This is a genomic window from Streptomyces sp. NBC_01264 (genome assembly GCF_026340675.1).
Classification (GTDB): domain Bacteria; phylum Actinomycetota; class Actinomycetes; order Streptomycetales; family Streptomycetaceae; genus Streptomyces.
Window position 1 is genome coordinate 123,732 of the sequence record NZ_JAPEOX010000001.1, and the last position, 18,427, is coordinate 142,158.

Consider the following 18,427-nt stretch of genomic DNA (forward strand, 5'->3'; position numbering starts at 1 on the left):
CATCGCTGAGCCGGTAGAAGACCGTGTTCACCTTCCGCGTCTTCAGCTCCTGGAACGCCTTGAACACACTGTCTTCCACGGCGGTACCACTGCTCATGCCTGTCCTCCTGCTGGCTCGTCCGTCACGCCTTGTCCGAGTGATCAACGAACCGGCCTTCGGCGAGTTCTGCACGACCTGGAAGGCCTCGTGACCCGGCGGGAGAGGCTGATGGTGCCGGGCCCGGAGCGATGGTGACGGCGGCCCTCCCGGTTGGTCATGACCCGCCCTTCGTCAGGTGCCGGTGATGGGGAAGAGGGTGTCGGCGCCGGTCATTTCCAGCAGCCGCAGGATCTGGGGCTGCGGGTGACGCAGGCTGATGTGGCGGCCGTGGTCGGTTGCGGTCTGGCGGGCGGCGATGAGGACGTTGAGGCCGGAGGAGTCGCAGAAGGACAGGTCGGCCAGGTCGATGACGATCTCGTCCGGCCCGCCGGGCTGGGTGATCACCGTGTCCAGGACACGGTGCAGCATCGGGGCCCGGTCGATGTCCATCTCGCCACCGACGTGCACAACGCAGCGTTGGCCCTCTTCGTCCACCCTGACGTCCGGCTCAGGTCTTTCTCGATCTTCCATGCCGCCCATGATGGTGCAGGCTGGGAGACGGGGGACACCCGAAACGGAGGCCGGTGTGACACTGCACCCTCCGGTAGAGCCGATGCTTGCGCAGGCCGCCGAAGCGATCCCGCCCGCGCACCTACTGGCGGCGGGGGTTGCCTATGAGCAGAAGTACGACGGCCACCGGGCGATCCTCTTCACCCCGCAGGACCCGGAGGCCGGCTGCTGCTGCAGAGCAGGCGCGGCTCCCTGGTCCAGGACCGGTTCCGCGACCTGACGGCGGCCGCCGCCCAGCTCCCCGACAGCCTGGTCCTCGACGGCGAGCTCGTCGTCTGGGACACCGCCGCCGGCCACCTGTCCTTCGAAGCCCTCCAGCGCCGGGCCGCCGCCCGCGGCCGCACCGCAGCCGCGCTCGCCGCGAAGACCCCGGCCTTCTTCATCGCCTTCGACGCCCTGCAGATCGACGGCACGGTACTGCTCGCCCTCCCGTACCGGGAGCGCCGACGCCGCCTGGAGGTCCTGTTCGCATCCCGGGCACTGACCACCCCCTGGACGCTGTGCCCGATGACTACCGACCCGGCCACGGCCACGGACTGGATGGAGCACTGGACGTCGGTTCCCGGCGTCGAGGGCATCGTCCTGAAGAACCTCAGCCAGAGCTACCGGCCCGGCGTCCGCGGCTGGACCAAGGTCAGACGCAGGAACACCACCGAGGCAGTCATCGGCGCCATCACCGGCACCATGGTCCACCCCCAACTCCTTCTCCTCGGCCGCCACGACGAGACCGGCCGCCTCCGCCCCGTCGGCCGCACCGTGCTGCTGAGCCCGGCCGCTGCCCGCGAGCTCGCCGCGCACCTCATCCCGGCCGGTTCCGGTCATCCGTGGACCGGTGCGAGCTTCTCGTCGGCCTGGGGCACCCGCGACGTCCTCGACACCACGCTGGTCGAGCCCGAGCTCGTAGCGGAGATCAGCGCTGACACCTCCGTCGACCGCGGCGGTGTCTACCGCCACCCGATCCGGTACGCGCGCCTGCGCTTGGACGCGGCCATTGAGGACGTGCCCCAGTTCAGCGGAGCCCGGCCGGGGGCTGCACGAGGGCGGGTCTGAACCGTGGCCTGGACGTCCTCGTCTCCGGCTGGTGACACCTGGGCCTCCGAGGGTCACCGAAGAGGTCGAGTGGCGCGGAGCGGGTAGGCGCCCTGTGCTGGAGGGGGGACTCTGGAGGAGGTGACGGCACGTGGCGCGTCCTGTGTGGGCCGGGAATCTGTCGTTCGGGCTGGTCAGCCTGCCCGTGGGCTTGTACACGGCGACCGACAGCCACACGATCCGCTTCCATCAGCTGCAGCGCGGCACCTCCGACCGGATCCGCAACCGCCGCGTCAACGAGCGCACCGGGAACGAGGTCGAGCTCGACGACATCGTGAAGGGCTACGACACCGGCGGCGAGTACGTCCTGGTCGAGCCGGCCGAGCTGGACGACATCGCCCCGGGCCGCTCCCGCTCCCTGGAGATCAACGGGTTCGTCGACCTCACCGAGGTGGACCCGATCTTCTTCGACAAGACGTACTACCTCGGCCCCCGCGGCAAGGGCTTCGACAAGGTCTACAGCCTCCTCGAACAGGCCCTCGCCAAGGCCGGCAAGGCGGGCATCGCCACCTTCGTGATGCGCCAGCACGAGTACCTCGTCGCCCTCAAGGCCGAGAACGGGCTCCTCACCCTGCACACCCTCCACTGGGCGGACGAGGTCAGAGATCCCAAGGCGGAGATCGACGGCCTGCCCGGCAAGGCCAGGACGTCGGACAAGGAGCTGAAGATGGCCGAGCAGCTCATCGGCGCCATGACCATGGCCTGGGACCCAGCCGCCTTCCACGACACGTTCCAAGAGAAGGTCGCCGCCCTCATCGCAGCCAAGAGGGCCGGCGACACCGTGGAGAAGGCCGAACCCGCCGCCGAGCCGACCGGCGCCGTCGATCTCATGGAAGCACTGCGCGCCAGCGTCGAGCGGGCCGCGAGCCCCAAGGCCACCGGCGGCAAGGCCACTACCTCTGGTAAGGCCACCGCCGCGAAGAAGCCGGCGGCGAAGAAGCGGATCCGCTCCGCCCCGAAGAAGGACGACCTGGACGGCCTGTCCAAGGCCGACCTCTACAAGAAGGCCACCGCCGCACACCTTCCCGGCCGCTCGCACATGACCCGCGAGGACCTCGTGAAAGCCCTGTCCCGCACATGACCTGGACACCCGGCTCGCAGGATTTCGAGGCCGCCCGCGCACGTCTCGCGGCAGACCGCGCCGACACCCTGGCGCGGGCAGCCGCGCTGAGCCGGGACTTCGACGGAATCGTCGCAGCGAACGCGCTGATCGCGGTCGATGACGAACACGACCCCGAGGGCGGCAGCACCGCCTTCGAACGCGCCCACGTCGCCGCCCTGATGGCACGGGCGCGAGAGCACCTCGACGACCTGGACCGGGCCCTGGAACGCCTCGAACGAGGCGAGTACGGGCAGTGCGAAAGCTGCGGCGAGACGATTGCGTCCGAACGCCTGGAGATCCGCCCGGCCGCGAGCACCTGCGTCCACTGCGCTCGACCCGGAAGTCTCCACACCAAACGGTAGTGAACCGAAAAGCGGGCTACACGCCTTCCCGCCTGCTCCGATAAGAAACGGGTAAGTTTTGTGCGCATGTTCGAGGGGCGGTCGGGCAGATGAGTGCTCGGAGGTTGATAAATATGGTTCCCCTGCTTCTCGTTCTTCTGCTGATTCTGGTTCTCGCCGGTGCGGGTTTCGCGATCAAAATCCTTTGGTGGGTCGCGATCGCGCTTCTCGTGCTGTGGCTGATCGGATTCCTTGCCCGCCCGAAGGGCAGCAGCGGCCGGTGGTATCGCTGGTAGCTGCCTCACAGAATCGCAGCTCAGATGCAGCATGGCGGTGGCCTGCCCTCCCCGACCGGGGAGGGCAGGCCACCGCCATGCTGCCATGTCCGGGCTCCATCGCTCGATTACCGGGTGAAAACGGATATCGGGGGTAATAGTCACGGTGCCGGGACGGTCGCCGTGACGCAGCAGGGGACCTGCTCACCTCCAACGATCGACGACCGCCCCGGTCCCGCACCTGAATCAGGATGTGTACGGGAAAAAATGCGGGGCAGGCGGAGGTCAGGACGGAACGCGAGTTCCTCTTTGAATGCATTACGGAAAAAGGAGAGTCGGTGGGAAGTAATTCCCCCATCTCCCATTGACCGGAGGAGTTGTTTTTCGCATGACTGAGAACACTTGGGGTTACCGCGAGACCGCCGGCCGTTCGGCTGGTGCCGATCTGACGGGGTACAAGGTCGAGGCGAGCGACGGTTCCATCGGCAAGGTCGACAAGCACTCGGACGAGGTCGGATCCGCCTACATCGTGGTCGACACCGGCCCGTGGATCTTCGGCAAGGAAGTTCTCCTGCCGGCGGGCACGATCAGCCGGATCGACGCGAACGACGAGAAGGTCTACGTCGACCGGACCAAGGAGCAGATCAAGAACGCTCCCGAGTTCGACAAGGACAAGCACCTCGGCGACGCGGACTACCACCGCCAGGTCGGCGGCTACTACGACGGCCCGCACCGCCTGTAAGAGGGTGTGACACTGACACGGGCACCCCAGGGCGGGGGCGACAGCTTCAGCTGTCGCCCCCGCCTTGCTGTCACGCCTCTCGACCCCGAGAGCCAACCGACCGGGGCTCGGGCGTCGGCCTCCCCACCGCGATCCTCCCGGGGTTCCGCGATCGCCCCACGCTGGCGCCGACGTCACCGATAACGTCGTAGCCCCAGTCCAATAGCGGAGGGGTAGGGGCGGATGCCGACCACGGTGGTGGGATTCCGGCTTGGCAAATCGACGACTGGCCGACAGGTGACGGTACTGGTCACCGAATCCGGCGTGCTCCACCGGTCCCACGGCGTCTACGGACAGCCGCCCAAGCTCGGGCCTTGTCACGTTGTCGGTGGTGTGGCTGGTTGATGGTGCGTCAGGGCATGCTGGGGCCCGTTCTGGTCCTGTGCTCAGGATGTGGCGGGCAGGCCGGTGGCGCCGGTGATCTGGTTCCAGATGGTGAAGCGGACGTTCATCTCGAAGCGGTACCGGCCGGCGCTCATCAGATGGCGTGGGGGCGGAAGTGGGGTGAGATCCCGGTGAACGCGGACAGGAAGCGTTGCACCCCGCCGACGCTGCGGAATCCTTTCATCGCGCTTTCACGCTGCCCCGTCGGCTGGTGCGAGTTCTCCGCCCGGTTGTTCAGGCCCTTGTGGGAGCGGTGCTCCACCGCGGGCATCACCTCCCGGTGCGCAGCCCCGTAAGAGCGGAGCTTGTCCGTGACGACCGCCCTGGGGACCTGCCGGGTGGTGGTGAGGAGCCGGCGGAAGAAACGCCTGGCCGCGGCCTTGTCGTGCCGGTTCTGGACCAGGATGTCGAGGACGTTTCCCGTCGGCATCGACGGCCCACCACAGGTACTTCTGGACCCCGCAGATCTTGATGAACACCTGGTCGAGGTGCCACTTGTCGCCGGGCTGCGGGCCTGCGGCGCAGGGCGTTGGCGTATGTCTGCCCGAACTTCAGACACCACCGCCGGACCGTTTCGCAGGAGACGACGATGTCGCGCTCGAGCATCACCTCCTCCGCCTCACGCAAGGAGAGCGGGAAACGGAAATACAGCCACACACAGTGCGAAATGATCTCCACCGGGTAGCGGTGGTTCGCGTACGACGGCGCACTCGACGACACGAACGGACCCTCCCAGACGGACAGCCCGAAGATCATCCCACCCCGCCACCGACAACGTGACAAGGCCTCCCAGACCCCCACCGACAACGTGACAAGGCCGTCCTGACGGCCATCGTCGTCAACATAGAGCGCCGCAGCGGACTACCTTCGCCCGAGAAAGCCCCCACGCCTCGCCGACCGACTGCCTTCCAGAACTACTTCGACCAGCGCGAGATGCCCCGGCCGAAGTCATGGCGCACCCTGGGCCAGGGCTGATTCAAAGTCCAGGCGGCCGCGGCCGAATTCCGGTTCGCCCACGCGTTCGATAAGACATCGCGGCAGGTCATCGAGCGTCCCACGGGTCCGGCGCGCCTGATTGGCCGTCAGGTCCCTGACCAGCGACGATGTAGTCGATCATCGACTTTGAATTAGCCCTGCACCCTGGGGCACCTGACCTCGACGGCTCCAAGATCCCGACAGCGTCAAGCTCAAACGATCACACCCCCGACACCCTGACAGTGCCGGTGACAGCTCCTCTCGGTGCGCTCCAGTGTGAGATCAGAGAACGGGCTGCTCGGCGGGTTCCAGCTTCTGTGTGCCGTTCAGGGTCCGGAAGGAGTGGGACCAGGCTGCCGTGGCGTCCGGGCGGCGCATGTCGGACAGAACGTAGTAGTCCATCTGTGTGCGCTGCGCCGTCACGTCGAGAACGCCGTAACCGTGGGCGTCCATGTCCACCGCCTTTACATGCCAGTTGGCAGCCCTGACGGCTGATTCGGCGGCTAGCGAGACGGTGTCGGCCGGCACGCCCAGCATCTCGTCGAGGTTGTCGGAGGTCACTGAAGTGACCACGAACTCGGTGGCCGCGGTGCCTGAGGCCGGATAAGTTGCCATGTCCATGGGCACGTCGTTGGCCCAGGCCATGTGGATGTCCCCGGTCAGGAACACCGTGTTTTTGACGCCTCGGTCCCTCAGGTGCTGCAACAGCTCCTTGCGGTCGCTCGTGTACCCGTCCCACTGGTCCACGTTGACCGCGATGCCGCCGGCCGGCAGGCCGAGCAGCTTCCTCAGCGGCTTCAGCAGCCTTGCGGGCAGCGAGCCGAAGGCCACCGGCGAGATCATCACCGAGGTGCCGACCAGCTTCCAGGTCGCGTTCGAAGACACCAGTCCGGACTTGAGCCAGTCGAGCTGGGCCCGGCCGGTGATCGAGCGGGTGGGGTCGTCCACTGCGCTGCTGCCCGTCTTGGCCTGCTGCGAGCGGAAGGAGCGCAGGTCCAGCAGGTGCAGATCTGCCAGACTGCCGAAACTCAGCCGCCGGTAGACGGTGCCCGCGATGGAAGGGCGGACCGGCATCCACTCGAAGTACGCCTGCTTGGCAGCGGCAGCCCGGGCCGCCCAGTCGCCTTCGGTGCCCGGGGTGTGGTTCCCGGCACCGCCGGCCCAGGCGTCGTCCGCGAACTCGTGATCGTCCCATATCGCCACGATCGGGTGGGCGGCATGCAGCGCCTGGAGATCGGCGTCCGTCTTGTACTTGCCATGCCGTGCCCGGTAGTCGGCCAGGGAGACAATCTCATGCTTCGGCTCGTGCTGCCGCACGACGCTCTGCGCTTCTGGGTACTCCCCCGTGCCGTACTCGTAGATGTAGTCGCCCAGGTGCAAGATCGCGTCCAGGTCGGCGCGGCCAGCCAGGTGACGGTAGGCCGAGAAGTAGCCGGACTCCCAGTTCGCGCAGGACACCACGCCGAACCGCACTCTGTCGGTGGCAGTGTCGGCTGCGGCGGTGGTCAGTGCCCGGCCGACGGGCGAAATGGCAGTGCCGGCGGTGAACCGGTACCAGTACGGGGTACGCGGGCGCAGGCCGCGCACGTCCACCTTGACTGTGTGGTCGGTGGCAGCGCTCGCGGTCGTGGTGCCGGCAGCCACGATCTGGGAGAACCCGCGATCTGCGGAGACCTCCCAGCCCACTGTCACCGCGGAGCCGCGTCCGGAGCCGGGGACCGCGCCCGGATCCGGAGTGACCCGGGTCCATAGCAGGACTCCGTCGGGCAGCGGGTCCCCGGCGGCAACGCCGTGCAAGAAGGCAGGACCAGCGGCAGCCTCGGCGGCCGGGGCGGTGCTGAGGCCCGCTAACGGCGTGAGTGCCGCGGCGGTCGCGGCACCCAGGACGACGGTACGGCGCCTGGGGCCCAGGGGGCGGCTCGAACTGGCGCCGGAGGAAGCAAGATCTTGAATCATGGACGGGACGTTAGCGGCAGCCGCTCCACCCGGTGCATCCGCCGAATGACGCGGACTGGGCGGACCATAGCCGTAGTCCCTCACGCAGGACCGAGACCCCGCTCCGCAAGCTGAAGCTTCCCCTTGGTCTTGGACACCTGGAGACTGGGACGTGAGGTGGCGTTGTCACGTTAACGGTGCATGGCATGGACGCGTCAGTAGATCCTTCGGTGAGCGCCCCCGGATCGCATCATCAGGCGAGAGATTTTCCGCGTCAAGCACCTCGAATGCGTCCGGGTTTCCTGACGTGGTCACGCCATTTTCAATAACGTGACAGTGCCACGCCAGGATCTTGTGGACCGTGAACGAGACACCGGCCCTGCGCTTGCCAGCCGGCCAGCGCGAGGCCACCCAACGCCAGTCCTCGACCGTCGACAGCGCCACCCCTATGTCGTCGGCGAACCTCTGCAACGACTCCTCGACCGTGAACAGATCCTCGCCGCCCTTGGCCACCGACCCCCCGACCGGCCGCATCGGCTCGATCTCCAACGCCCGGTCACCGAGACCGAACTGGGCCCTCGCAACCTGCTCCACCAGGTCCCTCGCCTCGGCCACGAGCTCCTCGTAACGCGACCGCGAAACGTTCCCCACCCGCTCCGACATGCTGCCTCCACCCCTTGAGGTTCCCGAGCAGACCAGTCACCCGACAGCGACCGCTCAGATAGCACATCAGCCCAGGTCACCACCAGAATGGACGCGAGTGTTCCCCCGGCGGCAGGCGCGAACCAGGGGCGCGCGAGGCGCAACCGGACCAGCCGTTCGACCCTGTACCGAACATGCGGGACGACAGAGAAAGCTGCGGCGTTCGGCTACGGCGTCACCGTGACGGAAATCCCGTGACGCCCGCTCCCTCCATGCCCGCGTCCGGCACCGCGACGAACAGAACACCGCAGACCGACGGAACTCCACCCCCACCGTCCACGCACGACCACACACCGGACACACCGTTTTCTCACCGCGCTGCATGGCCATGACTCGCCGACGGGCGTGATTCGGGGCTCGCCACCACCGTGACCTGCAACGACCCGAACAGAACAGCGCTGCCGCCGACTTCGTCGACGGCAGCAACACCCCACACTCCCGGCAATACCTACGGGCCACCTCGCCACCAGCCATGACCTCAGCATCCCGACCCGCGGACCCTTCGGCCAGGGATCTCAATCGGGCTCTTATCGGGCGTGCAGTGAGAGATCCAGCGCCGCGATCCTCATCGTCTGCGCGGTGACGAAGAGATCGGTGGTCGTGAAGCGCCGCGTGCCGAGTTCACGGGCCACGAACTCACGTACATCTGAGGGTTGCTGTTGGAGCGTCAGTCGTACTGCGGGCGGAATCTCGACGGCTCCGGTGTAGGCGCGAGGGGTTTCGTCCAGACCGGCGGCTCGGGGCATCTGCCGCAGTGCGTCGACCGTGTGCAGGACCAGTTCCAGCCTCGCCCCACTCGCGAAGCGCACCGTCAGCGGCGTCGCACCCGAAGCCACATGGAACCCGTCGACGTCCGCCACGTAGTCGGCTTCCGCTCCTGTGTACGAGTGGGGCGCCGCGGGGGCCAGGGTGTCCGAGGACCGGTCCTCGGGCGGATTGGCCATCAGGGGGCGCTGCAGCGGTTGCTCGGTGGGCACGAACGTCCAGCTCGGGGCGGCCAGGTCTTTCTTCCAGAACCCGGTCCGGCCGTCCTGCAGACCTTCGACCCGTAGCTGGCGTGACAGCGGGCCGGGCCCGGTCTTGTGTACGGAGATGCGGTCGGTTATCCGGCCGGGAACCTTCGGCTGGCGTGTCCACTCATGGGCCGGCAACTGGACCGCGGCGTAGCGGTGGTCGATGCGCGCGGACAGCAGATCCGGTGCGGCGGGGAGCCCACTCTGGTCCTCGTACGAGTACCGGAAGAAGACCGTGTTGGCACCGGACATGTCGAAGTCGTACTGGCGCGTGTACAGGTCCCCGAAGCGATTCGTCACGAAGACAGTCGATCCGCTGGCCGAGAGTTTCACGGCCTGGAAGCGGCCTCCCAGCGGACTCCTGACCTCGTAACTGTGGTCGTTCGGCAGCCACGGGTCCATATACACGATCCTGCTGCCGTCGCCGGTGAGCGCGTAGACCTGGCTGACTTTGGCGGGTTCGATGTGGTGGTCGTTGCCGAAGCCGTCGCGCCAGCGCTGGTCCTCCCGGGCCGAGATGACTGACCACGACCAGTCGATCGTATTCGGCGGCAGCAGGTGCCCACCGCCCAGCCACAGGGGCGTTCCGTACCGGCTGGTCCAGTTCCACATCCGAGGTGACGTCAGAGCGTTGTCCATCGTGTACAGCGCGCCCGCCCGGTCGGTAGCAAGCAGTTCGTCGTCGTCCACCGAGATGCCGGCGATCTGGCCCTTGAGACAGTCGGGCAGCGGTACCGCTCTCCATCCACCCTGCTGATCGCGTGGCTTCACGTAGATGTGGCCGTCAGTGAGGGCGAAGGCCCAGATCCTGTTGAAACTCGCATGCGTGGTCCGGAAGCGCACGTCATCTGGTAGACCAGCCGTGAGCGGTGCGGCGGACAGTTCAACGAGCCCGGCGGCTCCGCCGCTCGGCATGTCGGCCAGTCCCGCGGTACCGAAGGGGACGCAGGCCAGCGCCTGCTGGGCAGCCACCGCCACCGGCGCGGTCGCCACCGCGCCGGTGGCGAGGAGGGAGAGGGCAAGGGGAGGGATGCACCATCTCCACGAATTCGCGGTCAAACCGTCCTCCAGTCCTGCGCACCGCATCCGGCGCGCATGGTGAGTGCAGCTCCAACCTCGGTGCCCCGTCGCGGGCTGATCCGAGCTGCTGAGCAGGGCACTTATCGTGGCCTCCCAGGACCTCCTGCGCACACACTCCATGTCACCGTTCGAGGACGAGTGGCCGGATTCGGCTGTCGTCGCGCTGCATCGTGTGCAGCACCAAGGCAGTCGAGCCCAGCCCGACGGAACTGCCCGAGCGTGACCGCCGCTCTGAGCGCGTCCACCGGGCGGTCTAACGGGGTGCAGAAGTACCTGTGGCGAACTGTGGACGCCAGCGGCAACGTCCTGGACATCCTGGTCCAGGGGCGGCGTGACAAGGCTGCTGGATGAAGGACACGGGGACGGTGCCGCGGGTGGTCGTGACCGACAAGCTGAAGTCGTACGGGGGCGGTGCACCGTGAGGTGATGCCCTTGGTGGAGCACCGTGCGCACAAGGGTTTGAACAACCGGGCGGAGAACTCCCACCAGCCAACGAGGCAGCGGGAACATGCGATGAAAGGCTTCCGCAGCATGGGCGGAGCGCAGCGGTTCCTGGCCGCGTTCACCGGGATCTCGCCTCATTTCCGGCCTCACCGGCACCTGATGACCGCCGCCCGGTACCGCCTCGAAATGATGATCCGCTTCACCATCTGGAACCACATCACCGGCGTGCCCGCCGCAGCCTGAACCATGCCTGCCACCGGACCTCAGCCCACCCGCCATCAACCGATCACACCACTGACAACGTGACGGTGCCCTGCCATAGGATCTTGACATGTATATGCGTCGCAGACATGACAAAGGCAGGGTCGCTGCGTTGCCCCGCGACCCGAGAGCCGACGCCTACCCGATGCCGGCCTATCCGCACGGCTGGTACGCGGTACTGCGCAGCGGCGAGCTCCGCCGGGACGCCGTCGTCAGCCTCCACTACTTCGGACGGGCCCTGATCGCTTTTCGCGACGCCGACGGACGGGCCGCCGTACGGGATGCGCACTGCCCCCACTACGGCGCACACCTTGGTGTCGGAGGCAAGCTGGTCGACGGCACGGTGCAGTGCCCATTCCACGGGTGGAGGTTCGGCCCCGACGGGAGGTGTGTCGAGGCGCCCTTCGCACCGCGGATACCGAAGGTGTCCATCGGCGGCTTCCCTGTGCGCGAGCACAGCGGGCTCGTCTTCGTCTATGCGGGACCAGGGGAACCCGCCTGGGAGGTGCCGGAGATACCGGAAACCCTGTCGCGGCGGTTCGCGAAGCCGATCGACGACGCCTGCCGGGCGCGCATCCACATCCAGGAGATGCGCGAGAACATCGTGGACGAGTCCCACTTCCAGTTCATCCACGGCCAGCGCGAGCCCCTCGTCCAGGACTGGCAGGCCGACGGCCCCCTCGCCGAAGCGCGCGGCCGCATCAGTCGACGCATCTTCGGCCGCGACATCGACAACTCCTTCGACGCTTTCATGTACGGCCCGGGAGTCATGGTGGTCCGCACGCAGGGCCCAGTCGTCTCACTCACCGCCGTCGCCCTGACCACACCAGTGGACGAGCGCACGAGCGAGATGCGGATGCTGTACTACATCCGCAAACCGCGTCGGCTGCCCTTCCTCACCCCCTGCCTCAAACTTGCCTTCCGGGCCGAAGCCCTGGGCGAGGTGCGCGACGAGGTGCGGATCTGGGACCACAAGATCCACCAGCCGCGCCCGGTCCTGCTCCCGCACGAGAAGGGCATCAGGACCCTGCGCCGCTGGTACGAGCAGTTCTACTCCCCGGACTTCGCAGCCGCCCCCGGCCCTACCCCTGCCGCGCCACCGTGTGCGGAGCATGGGCGAAACGTTGGAGACTGATTTCTTCGGGGTGGTTGGGGGTCTGGCCCAGGTTCTGTGGTCAGTAACGCTGGGTGATGGATTCCTCGGGGCAGTGGCGGTTGGAGATCGTCCGGATCTCGTAGGGGCAGTGCCCCATGTGGCTGACTGTGCCGCAGATAGAGGTCGTTCATGCCGAGGCGTCAGGTCCCGTGGTACGGATCGAGGCCAAGCTCGCCACAACGGGTGCCGTGTGCCCAGGCTGCGGGGCGTTCTCGGAGCGCGTGCATGGCTCCTACCTGAGGTTTCCGTCGGATCTACCCAGTTGCGGACGGCCGGTGGTGGTGTCGTTACGGGTGCGCCGGTTCGCCTGCGGGCAGGGGGCGTGTCCGCGGCGGACGTTCGTCGAGCAGGCGGACGGGCTGACCCGCCGGAACGGTCAGGTCACCGAGCGGCAGCGTGCGTCGGTCGCCGGCCTCGGTCTGGCCCTGGCGGGGCGGGCCGGCGCGCGGATGGCCGTGCTTCTGGGTATCCGCGCGAGCCGTAGCACTCTGCTGCGGCGTGTGATGGATCTGCCCGACCCGGCCGTCGGCACCCCGGAGGCGGTCGGGGTCGACGACTTCGCACTGCGCCGGGGCCATGTCTACGGCACGGTGATCACGAACGCGGTCACCCATCAGGTGCTGGACCTGCTCCCGGACCGTGACGCGGCCACGCTGGCACTGTCACGTTGTCGGTGGCGGTCTGGGATGATCTTTGGGCTGTCCGTCTGGGGAGGGGATCCGTTCGTGTCGTCTGTGGTGCCGTCGTACAAGAATCACCGCTACCCGGCCGAGATCGTCGCGCATTGTGTGGCTTTACTTCCGTTTCCCGCTGGGCTTCCGTGAGGTGGAGGAGATGATGCTCGAGCGCGGCGTGGTCGTCTCCTGCGAGAGCATCCGCCGGTGGTGTCTGAAGTTCGGCCAGACCTACGCCAACAGCCTGCGCCGGCGGCGCCCGCGACCCGGCGACAAGTGGCACCTGGACGAGGTGTTCATCAGGATCGGCGGGGTGCACAAGTACTTGTGGCGGGCCGTCGATGCCGACGGCAACGTCCTGGACATCCTGGTCCAGAACCGGCGTGACAGGGCTGCGGCCAGGTGTTTCTTCCGCCGGCTCCCCACCACCACCGGGCAGGTCCCGAGGGTGATCGTCACCGACAAGCCCGCCTCCTACGGGGCTGCACACAGTGAGGTGATGTCCTCGGTCGAACACCGCTCTCACAAGGGTTTGAACAACCGGGCGGAGAACTCCCACCAGCCGACGAGGCAGCGCGAACATGCGATGAAAGGCTTCCGCAGCATGGGCGGAGCGCAAAGGTTCCTGGCCGCCTTCACCGGAATCTCACCCCACTTCCGACCTCACCAGCATCTCATGACCGCTGGCCGCCACCGCCTCGAAATGATCATCCGCTTCACCATCTGGAACCACATCACCGGGTCCGCCGGCATGTCCGCCGTGGCCTGAGAAGCGGGACGCGGAAGGCCCCGACACGCCCTGACATGCCCTGACATGCCATCAAACGATCACACCACCGACAACGTGACAGCACCCCCGGCACGGCCAGATCCACATCCGCGGCGCTACAGACGCTCATATAGCGAAGAACGGGCAGAAAAACCGACGAAATATCGCCATGTTCGATTCAAGGCGTTCGGAGCTGGGAAGTTGCGGCGCAAGACGATCATCACTCACGGCTCTTTCGCCCCCTACCGGCCTGGATTCCCAGGTCGATGCCCATGTGGGCGGGTGGATGCTTCATGTCGTCACGTCGGGCCGCGGTAGAACCGGATGGCCGTCCGGGGGTGGTCGGGCGAGGAGTGGGAGGCCGGAGGTGGAGGGGTAAATTCCGGGATAGGGGCAGCTCGGGGCGGTGTGGGCACCGCAGGTGGCGACCGGTCTTCAGGTGGCCGAAAGTCGCTGTCGGGATTGGCTGGCGGAAGATTCCTACTGCACGGTAACTAAGTCGCGGTTCGGGTAGGCCCCATCCCTACGGACGGCGGCATCTTTTCCCGTTCGAGCGGAACCTTCCGCAGCTAGAAGAGGTAGATCGTGCGTACCGCTTTCATGTCCCTGACCACTGTCGCGGCTTCCGTGGCCGCCGTTGGATTCTTTGGTCTCCAGTCCGCTCAGGCGGCGCCCTCCGAGGCGGCGTCTTCCCAGACGGCAGCCTGTGCCGTGCAGCCGCGGCAGGTGGTGACCACCCCCGACCACTACGCCCTCACCAACCTGCGCGCCGACTACCGCCTGGACACCCCGACGACCAACGCCTATGCCTCATACAAGCTGGACGGTGAGCCCCAGGGGTGCAATGGAGGGGTCTTCTTCGCCCTCGACCTCGTCACCCGCAACCTGGTGCCGATGACGAACAGGGCGACCTCCACGCCGGACTGGAACACCGTCAGCTTCCGGATGACGGCAGGTCAGCGACTCGTGCAGGTGATGTACGGCGACCCCGCCAACCCCTGGGCCGGTACATTCGTCGGATCCGCGGCCAAACTCCTTGCCACCGACCTCCAGACCTACACCGCAACAGCCGGCAACCCCGTAGCCGCCCTCGCCGAAGCCCGCCGCCTGATGAACACCGACGTCACCACCGGCCGCTTCACCCAGTGCACCGAAACCACCAACACCTCCGGCTGGGTCAAGGTCGCGGGCCGCCCCGCGAACGGAACGGCCACCGTCCACGCCACCTGCAACTAGGGCGTGTCCGCAATGTCGATCGGTCGTTACTCCGTTCGTTGTGCGACGTCATGAACTGACTGATCAGGCCTGGGATGTCATCGGGCCGTTGCTGGCTCCGCCCCGGATGGGTCGTCCGGTGCGAGACCGGCGTCAGGTCCTCAACGGGATCCTGTGGAAGCTGTCCACGGGTGCGGCCTGGCGGGATCTGCCGGAACGGTATGGGCCGTGGAAGACGGTCTATGAACGGTTCCGCCGCTGGTCAGCCGACGGAACCTGGGACCGGCTCCTGGCCCACGTCCAGCAGCACGCGGATGCGATCGGCGAGGTCGACTGGACGATCGTCTGCGTCGACTCGACGATCGTGCGAGCTCACCAGCACGCAGCCGGGGCCCGAAAAGGGGGCCCTGGACCGGCGAAGCACTCGGACGCTCCCGCGGCGGACTGAGCACGAAAATCCACCTCTCCTGCGACGGGCAGGGCCGGCCTCTCGCGTTCACGATCACCGGCGGGAACGTGAACGACTGCACGCAGTTCGAGCCGGTCATGGCCCGCATCCGCATCAAACGGTGCGGGCCCGGCCGGCCCCGCACCCGGCCGGAGCGGGTGGTCGGCGACAAGGGCTACTCGTCCCGCAAGATCCGCTCCTACCTGCGGCGACGCGGCATCGCCTGCACGATCCCCGAGCGCGTCGACCAGATCAGCGGGCGTATGCGGCGCGGCGAGAGCCTGTGCCGTTTCGACCGTGCGGTCTACCGGCGCCGCAACGTCGTCGAACGCTGCTTCAACCGGCTCAAGCAGAACAAGGCCCTCGCCACCCGCTACGACAAACGAGCCCGCCACTACAAAGCCCTGGTCACCCTTGCCTGCCTACGGCTATGGCTCCCCAACTGACATTGCGGACACGCCCTAGTGTCTCGTGATTCCGTCGGCGTTACTTGATCTTGTGTGGCAGGGTTGCTTGGTGTGGAGCTCTCCGTAGAACAGGCCGCCGTGTTGCGGGAGTTGGTGAACAGCCGGGATGTACCCGCCGACATAGCGACGCGGGGCCGGATCGTGCTGTGGTCGAGCGAAGGCCGTCGCCGCAAGGACATTGCTGAACTGCTTGGCGTATCGCTGCCGACGGTGGACCGCTGGAAGCGGCGTTATGCCGAGCTCGGACTGGCCGGGCTGGAAGGCGACCGGCCCGGCGGAGCCCGGGAGCAAGTGCCGGCGCGGGTGCGGGCCCGCGTGATCGCGCTGACGCGCATGACGCCGCCGGACGGCACCGGCCTTTCGCACTGGTCCACGCGCGAGTTGGCGAAGTACCTGAGGCGGACCGAGAACATCACCGTGTCTTGGCACTACATCGCGCGGATCTGGCGGGAGGAGAACCTGAAGCCGCACCGCTCCGGCACCTTCAAGCTTTCGAAAGACCCCGCGTTCGCGGCGAAAGTGGCCGATGTGATCGGCCTGTATCTGGCCCCGCCGGGCGGCGCGGTGGTCCTCTCGATCGACGAGAAGACGCAGATCCAGGCGCTGGACCGGACCCAGCCGGTGCTGCCGGTCGTCTTCGCGGCGAGCGAGAAGCGCACCGCCGACTACGTCCGGCACGGCACCACGAATCTGTTCGCCGCCCTGAACGTGATCACCGGCGAAGTACTTGGCGAGTGCAAGCCGACCCGGAACGGCAGGGATTTCCTGGCCTTCCTGAAGAAGGCGGTGAAGCCGCACGCCGGGCAGGACATCCACGTCGTCCTGGACAACCTCTCCACGCACACCACCCCGGAGGTCAAGGAGTGGCTGGCCAAGAACCCGCACGTCCACTTCCATTTCACCCCCGTCGGCTCCTCGTGGCTGAACCAGATCGAGATCTGGTTCGGAATCCTGACCCGGCAGTCCATCCGACGCGGCACGTTCTCCAGCGTCAACGTCCTGATCGCGCAGATCCGTGACTACATCAGCTCCTGGAACGCGACGGCGAAGCCGTTCACCTGGACCGCGACTGCCGGCGAGATCCTTGCGAAGGTCAGACTCGTCGCGACCAACGTGAAGAAACTTGTCAATAACAACTCGAACTGACATGAACAGGATCACGAGACACTAGGAACTTTTCGGGGGCTCTATCAGGATTCAGGCTCTTAGAGCGTCCGCCAGTAGGTGGGTGAAGTGGTGCAGGCACGGTCCCCGATCATGGCGTTCTTCACGCTTCATGATCACTCGGGGTGTACATGCCTGCTGTCCCATCATGCCTGCTCAAGCCCGTCCGCGACCAGTTCCTGGCGCTGCTGCCTGACCGTGAGGAGCGTCATCCGCTGGGCTGTCACAACCCGTGGATAGCCGACGAGGTCGTCTTCGACCGCCTGGTACAGGTCCTCATCTTCGGCTGCGGATACGAACGCGCGGCCGACGAGTAATGCTCCGCCACGACGCTGCGGCGCCGCCGGGACGAGTGGATCAAGCTGGGAGTCATGGAGGAGCTGCGGCTGCTGGTTCTGTCCGCCTACGACCGTGTGATCGACCTGGACCTGGACCACCTCATCGCGGACGGCTGCATCACGAAGGCCCCCTCCGGTGGTGAGTGCGCCGGCAGGAGCCCCGTCGACCGCGGTAAACAAGGCCTCAAACGCTCGCAGTTGACCGAAGCACAGGGAATACCCCTGGTCACCGAGCCCGCACCCGCGAACATCCGTGACCACACTCTCCTGCCCGCCACCCTGGACGCGTACGGTGGTGTGATCGTTTGGTGGCGCGTCAGGGTGTGCCGAGGTTTTCCGTGGCCCGCTGCTCAGGCCGTGGCGGGCAGGCTGGCGACGCCGGTGATGTGGTTCCAGATGCTGAAGCGGACCCTCATTTCGAAGCGGTGGCGTCCTGCGATCATCAGGTGCCGGTGGGGGCGGAAGTGGGGTGAGATCCCGGTGGGGCCTTGACCCCGGATTTTGAACACGTCTATGCGGCTCGGGCCAGGGTAGGTGCTGCTGGTCGGATGGCGTTCTCGTAGGCGATCGGGGATCGCTGGCCGAGGCGGGAGTGCCGACGTCGGGTGTTGTATCGGGTCAGCCAGCAGAACGCGTCGAGCCTGGCCTCGCGCTCGCTCGACCAGCCCTTGCGGCCCTTGAGTGTCTCTCTCTTGAAGGCGGCGTTGAAGCTTTCCGCAGCCGCGTTGTCCGCGCTGGAGCCGATGGCGCCCATGCTCTGGCGGACCCCTGCTGACCTGCAGATTTCAGCGAAGGCCCGGCTCGTGTATTGGGCGGGCCCCTGTCCGCATGGAAGATCACTCCCTCGACCCGGCCGCCGCGGGTGGCCACCGCCATCGTGAGCGCGTCGGTGACCAGCTCGGTCCGCATGTGCGTGGCCATCGAGTAGCCGAGTACCCGGCGCGAGCAGATGTCCAGGACGCAAGCCAGGTAGAGCCATGTGCCGCCGAACTGCACGTATGTGATGTCGCCGCACCACTTCTCGTCCAGGTTCCCGGCGGTGAAATCGCGTCGGACCAGGTCCGGGGCGGGCGGGGCGAGCCGGTCGGGAACGGTGGTGCGCCTGCGCCTGCGCAGGTGCCAGCCCTCGATCCCCTCGCGGCGCATGAGCCGTTCTGGCGTGGAT

Annotated in this window: 14 protein-coding genes and 8 pseudogenes; 13 read left to right on the top strand and 9 right to left on the bottom strand. The window is 67.0% G+C overall.

Annotated features, from left to right (window positions below; translation table 11 throughout):
• Window positions 1-271: 271 nt before the first annotated feature.
• Together OG435_RS00680 and OG435_RS50030 are read right to left on the bottom strand one after the other, a co-directional pair.
• On the bottom strand, window positions 272-610 hold the full coding sequence (locus tag OG435_RS00680; RefSeq protein ID WP_266874762.1) for an STAS domain-containing protein: 339 nt from the start codon (window positions 608-610) through the stop codon (window positions 272-274).
• A gap of 141 nt (window positions 611-751) precedes the next feature.
• Complete coding sequence (locus tag OG435_RS50030; RefSeq protein WP_323187765.1) at window positions 752-946, bottom strand: hypothetical protein; 195 nt, start codon at window positions 944-946, stop codon at window positions 752-754.
• Here OG435_RS50030 and OG435_RS00685 point away from each other — a divergent pair.
• The 5 genes from OG435_RS00685 to OG435_RS00705 all read left to right on the top strand — a co-directional run bounded on the left by OG435_RS00685 (window position 866) and on the right by OG435_RS00705 (window position 4,198).
• Window positions 866-1,699 carry an ATP-dependent DNA ligase gene (locus tag OG435_RS00685; RefSeq protein WP_323187930.1) on the top strand — a complete coding sequence of 278 codons (834 nt, stop codon included), beginning with the start codon at window positions 866-868 and terminating at the stop codon, window positions 1,697-1,699. The two genes, OG435_RS50030 and OG435_RS00685, sit on opposite strands and share 81 nt — an antisense overlap.
• Before the next feature lie 130 nt (window positions 1,700-1,829).
• Window positions 1,830-2,819, top strand: a complete 990-nt coding sequence (locus tag OG435_RS00690; RefSeq protein WP_266874763.1) for a Ku protein — start codon at window positions 1,830-1,832, stop codon at window positions 2,817-2,819.
• Entirely contained in the window at window positions 2,816-3,202 is a 387-nt protein-coding gene (locus OG435_RS00695) for a TraR/DksA family transcriptional regulator (RefSeq protein ID WP_266874764.1), read from the top strand. Before OG435_RS00690 ends, OG435_RS00695 begins: the two co-directional genes overlap by 4 nt.
• A 113-nt stretch (window positions 3,203-3,315) precedes the next feature.
• Window positions 3,316-3,477: a hydrophobic protein gene (locus OG435_RS00700; protein WP_266874765.1), complete on the top strand. Its 162-nt coding sequence runs from the start codon at window positions 3,316-3,318 to the stop codon at window positions 3,475-3,477.
• Between the two features lie 367 nt (window positions 3,478-3,844).
• A complete protein-coding gene (locus OG435_RS00705) occupies window positions 3,845-4,198 on the top strand; it encodes a PRC-barrel domain-containing protein (protein ID WP_266874766.1) in 354 nt (117 codons plus the stop codon).
• Between the two features lie 425 nt (window positions 4,199-4,623).
• On the opposite strand, the pseudogene OG435_RS00710 reads toward OG435_RS00705, so the two are convergent.
• The 4 genes and pseudogenes from OG435_RS00710 to OG435_RS00725 form a co-directional block, all read right to left on the bottom strand.
• A pseudogene (locus OG435_RS00710) lies at window positions 4,624-5,377 on the bottom strand (IS6 family transposase).
• Between the two features lie 501 nt (window positions 5,378-5,878).
• Window positions 5,879-7,552, bottom strand: a complete 1,674-nt coding sequence (locus OG435_RS00715; RefSeq protein ID WP_266874767.1) for an alkaline phosphatase D family protein — start codon at window positions 7,550-7,552, stop codon at window positions 5,879-5,881.
• 165 nt (window positions 7,553-7,717) lie between these two features.
• The gene (locus OG435_RS00720) at window positions 7,718-8,194 is read right to left on the bottom strand and encodes a hypothetical protein (RefSeq protein WP_266874768.1); all 477 of its coding nucleotides are present in this window, start codon (window positions 8,192-8,194) and stop codon (window positions 7,718-7,720) included.
• 566 nt (window positions 8,195-8,760) lie between these two features.
• Window positions 8,761-10,239 (bottom strand): hypothetical protein, encoded by a 1,479-nt coding sequence (locus OG435_RS00725; protein ID WP_266874769.1) that lies wholly within the window; start codon window positions 10,237-10,239, stop codon window positions 8,761-8,763.
• Window positions 10,240-10,581: 342 nt separating this feature from the next.
• Between OG435_RS00725 and OG435_RS00730 the strand changes: the two are divergent.
• The 8 genes and pseudogenes from OG435_RS00730 to OG435_RS00765 all read left to right on the top strand — a co-directional run.
• Window positions 10,582-11,013: pseudogene (locus tag OG435_RS00730) on the top strand (IS6 family transposase); the annotation flags it as partial.
• Between the two features lie 130 nt (window positions 11,014-11,143).
• On the top strand, window positions 11,144-12,166 hold the full coding sequence (locus tag OG435_RS00735; protein WP_266874770.1) for a Rieske 2Fe-2S domain-containing protein: 1,023 nt from the start codon (window positions 11,144-11,146) through the stop codon (window positions 12,164-12,166).
• Between the two features lie 116 nt (window positions 12,167-12,282).
• Window positions 12,283-12,486: pseudogene (locus tag OG435_RS50595) on the top strand (transposase family protein); the annotation flags it as partial.
• Between the two features lie 387 nt (window positions 12,487-12,873).
• A pseudogene (locus OG435_RS00745) lies at window positions 12,874-13,630 on the top strand (IS6 family transposase).
• A gap of 711 nt (window positions 13,631-14,341) precedes the next feature.
• The gene (locus OG435_RS00750) at window positions 14,342-14,866 is read left to right on the top strand and encodes a hypothetical protein (protein ID WP_266874772.1); all 525 of its coding nucleotides are present in this window, start codon (window positions 14,342-14,344) and stop codon (window positions 14,864-14,866) included.
• 106 nt (window positions 14,867-14,972) lie between these two features.
• Window positions 14,973-15,739, top strand: a pseudogene (locus OG435_RS00755) (IS5 family transposase).
• Window positions 15,740-15,838: 99 nt separating this feature from the next.
• Window positions 15,839-16,906, top strand: coding sequence for an IS630 family transposase (locus OG435_RS00760; RefSeq protein WP_430625738.1), 1,068 nt, complete (start codon window positions 15,839-15,841; stop codon window positions 16,904-16,906).
• Between the two features lie 149 nt (window positions 16,907-17,055).
• Window positions 17,056-17,553 (top strand): annotated as a pseudogene (locus OG435_RS00765) (IS5/IS1182 family transposase); the annotation flags it as partial.
• Window positions 17,554-17,612: 59 nt separating this feature from the next.
• Here the strand turns inward: OG435_RS00765 and OG435_RS00770 are convergent.
• The 3 genes and pseudogenes from OG435_RS00770 to OG435_RS50605 form a co-directional block, all read right to left on the bottom strand.
• Window positions 17,613-17,744, bottom strand: a pseudogene (locus tag OG435_RS00770) (IS6 family transposase); the annotation flags it as partial.
• A 29-nt stretch (window positions 17,745-17,773) separates the two neighbouring features.
• Window positions 17,774-18,016 (bottom strand): integrase core domain-containing protein, encoded by a 243-nt coding sequence (locus OG435_RS50600; RefSeq protein WP_430625549.1) that lies wholly within the window; start codon window positions 18,014-18,016, stop codon window positions 17,774-17,776.
• Between the two features lie 62 nt (window positions 18,017-18,078).
• A pseudogene (locus OG435_RS50605) lies at window positions 18,079-18,408 on the bottom strand (DDE-type integrase/transposase/recombinase); the annotation flags it as partial.
• Window positions 18,409-18,427 lie beyond the last annotated feature (19 nt).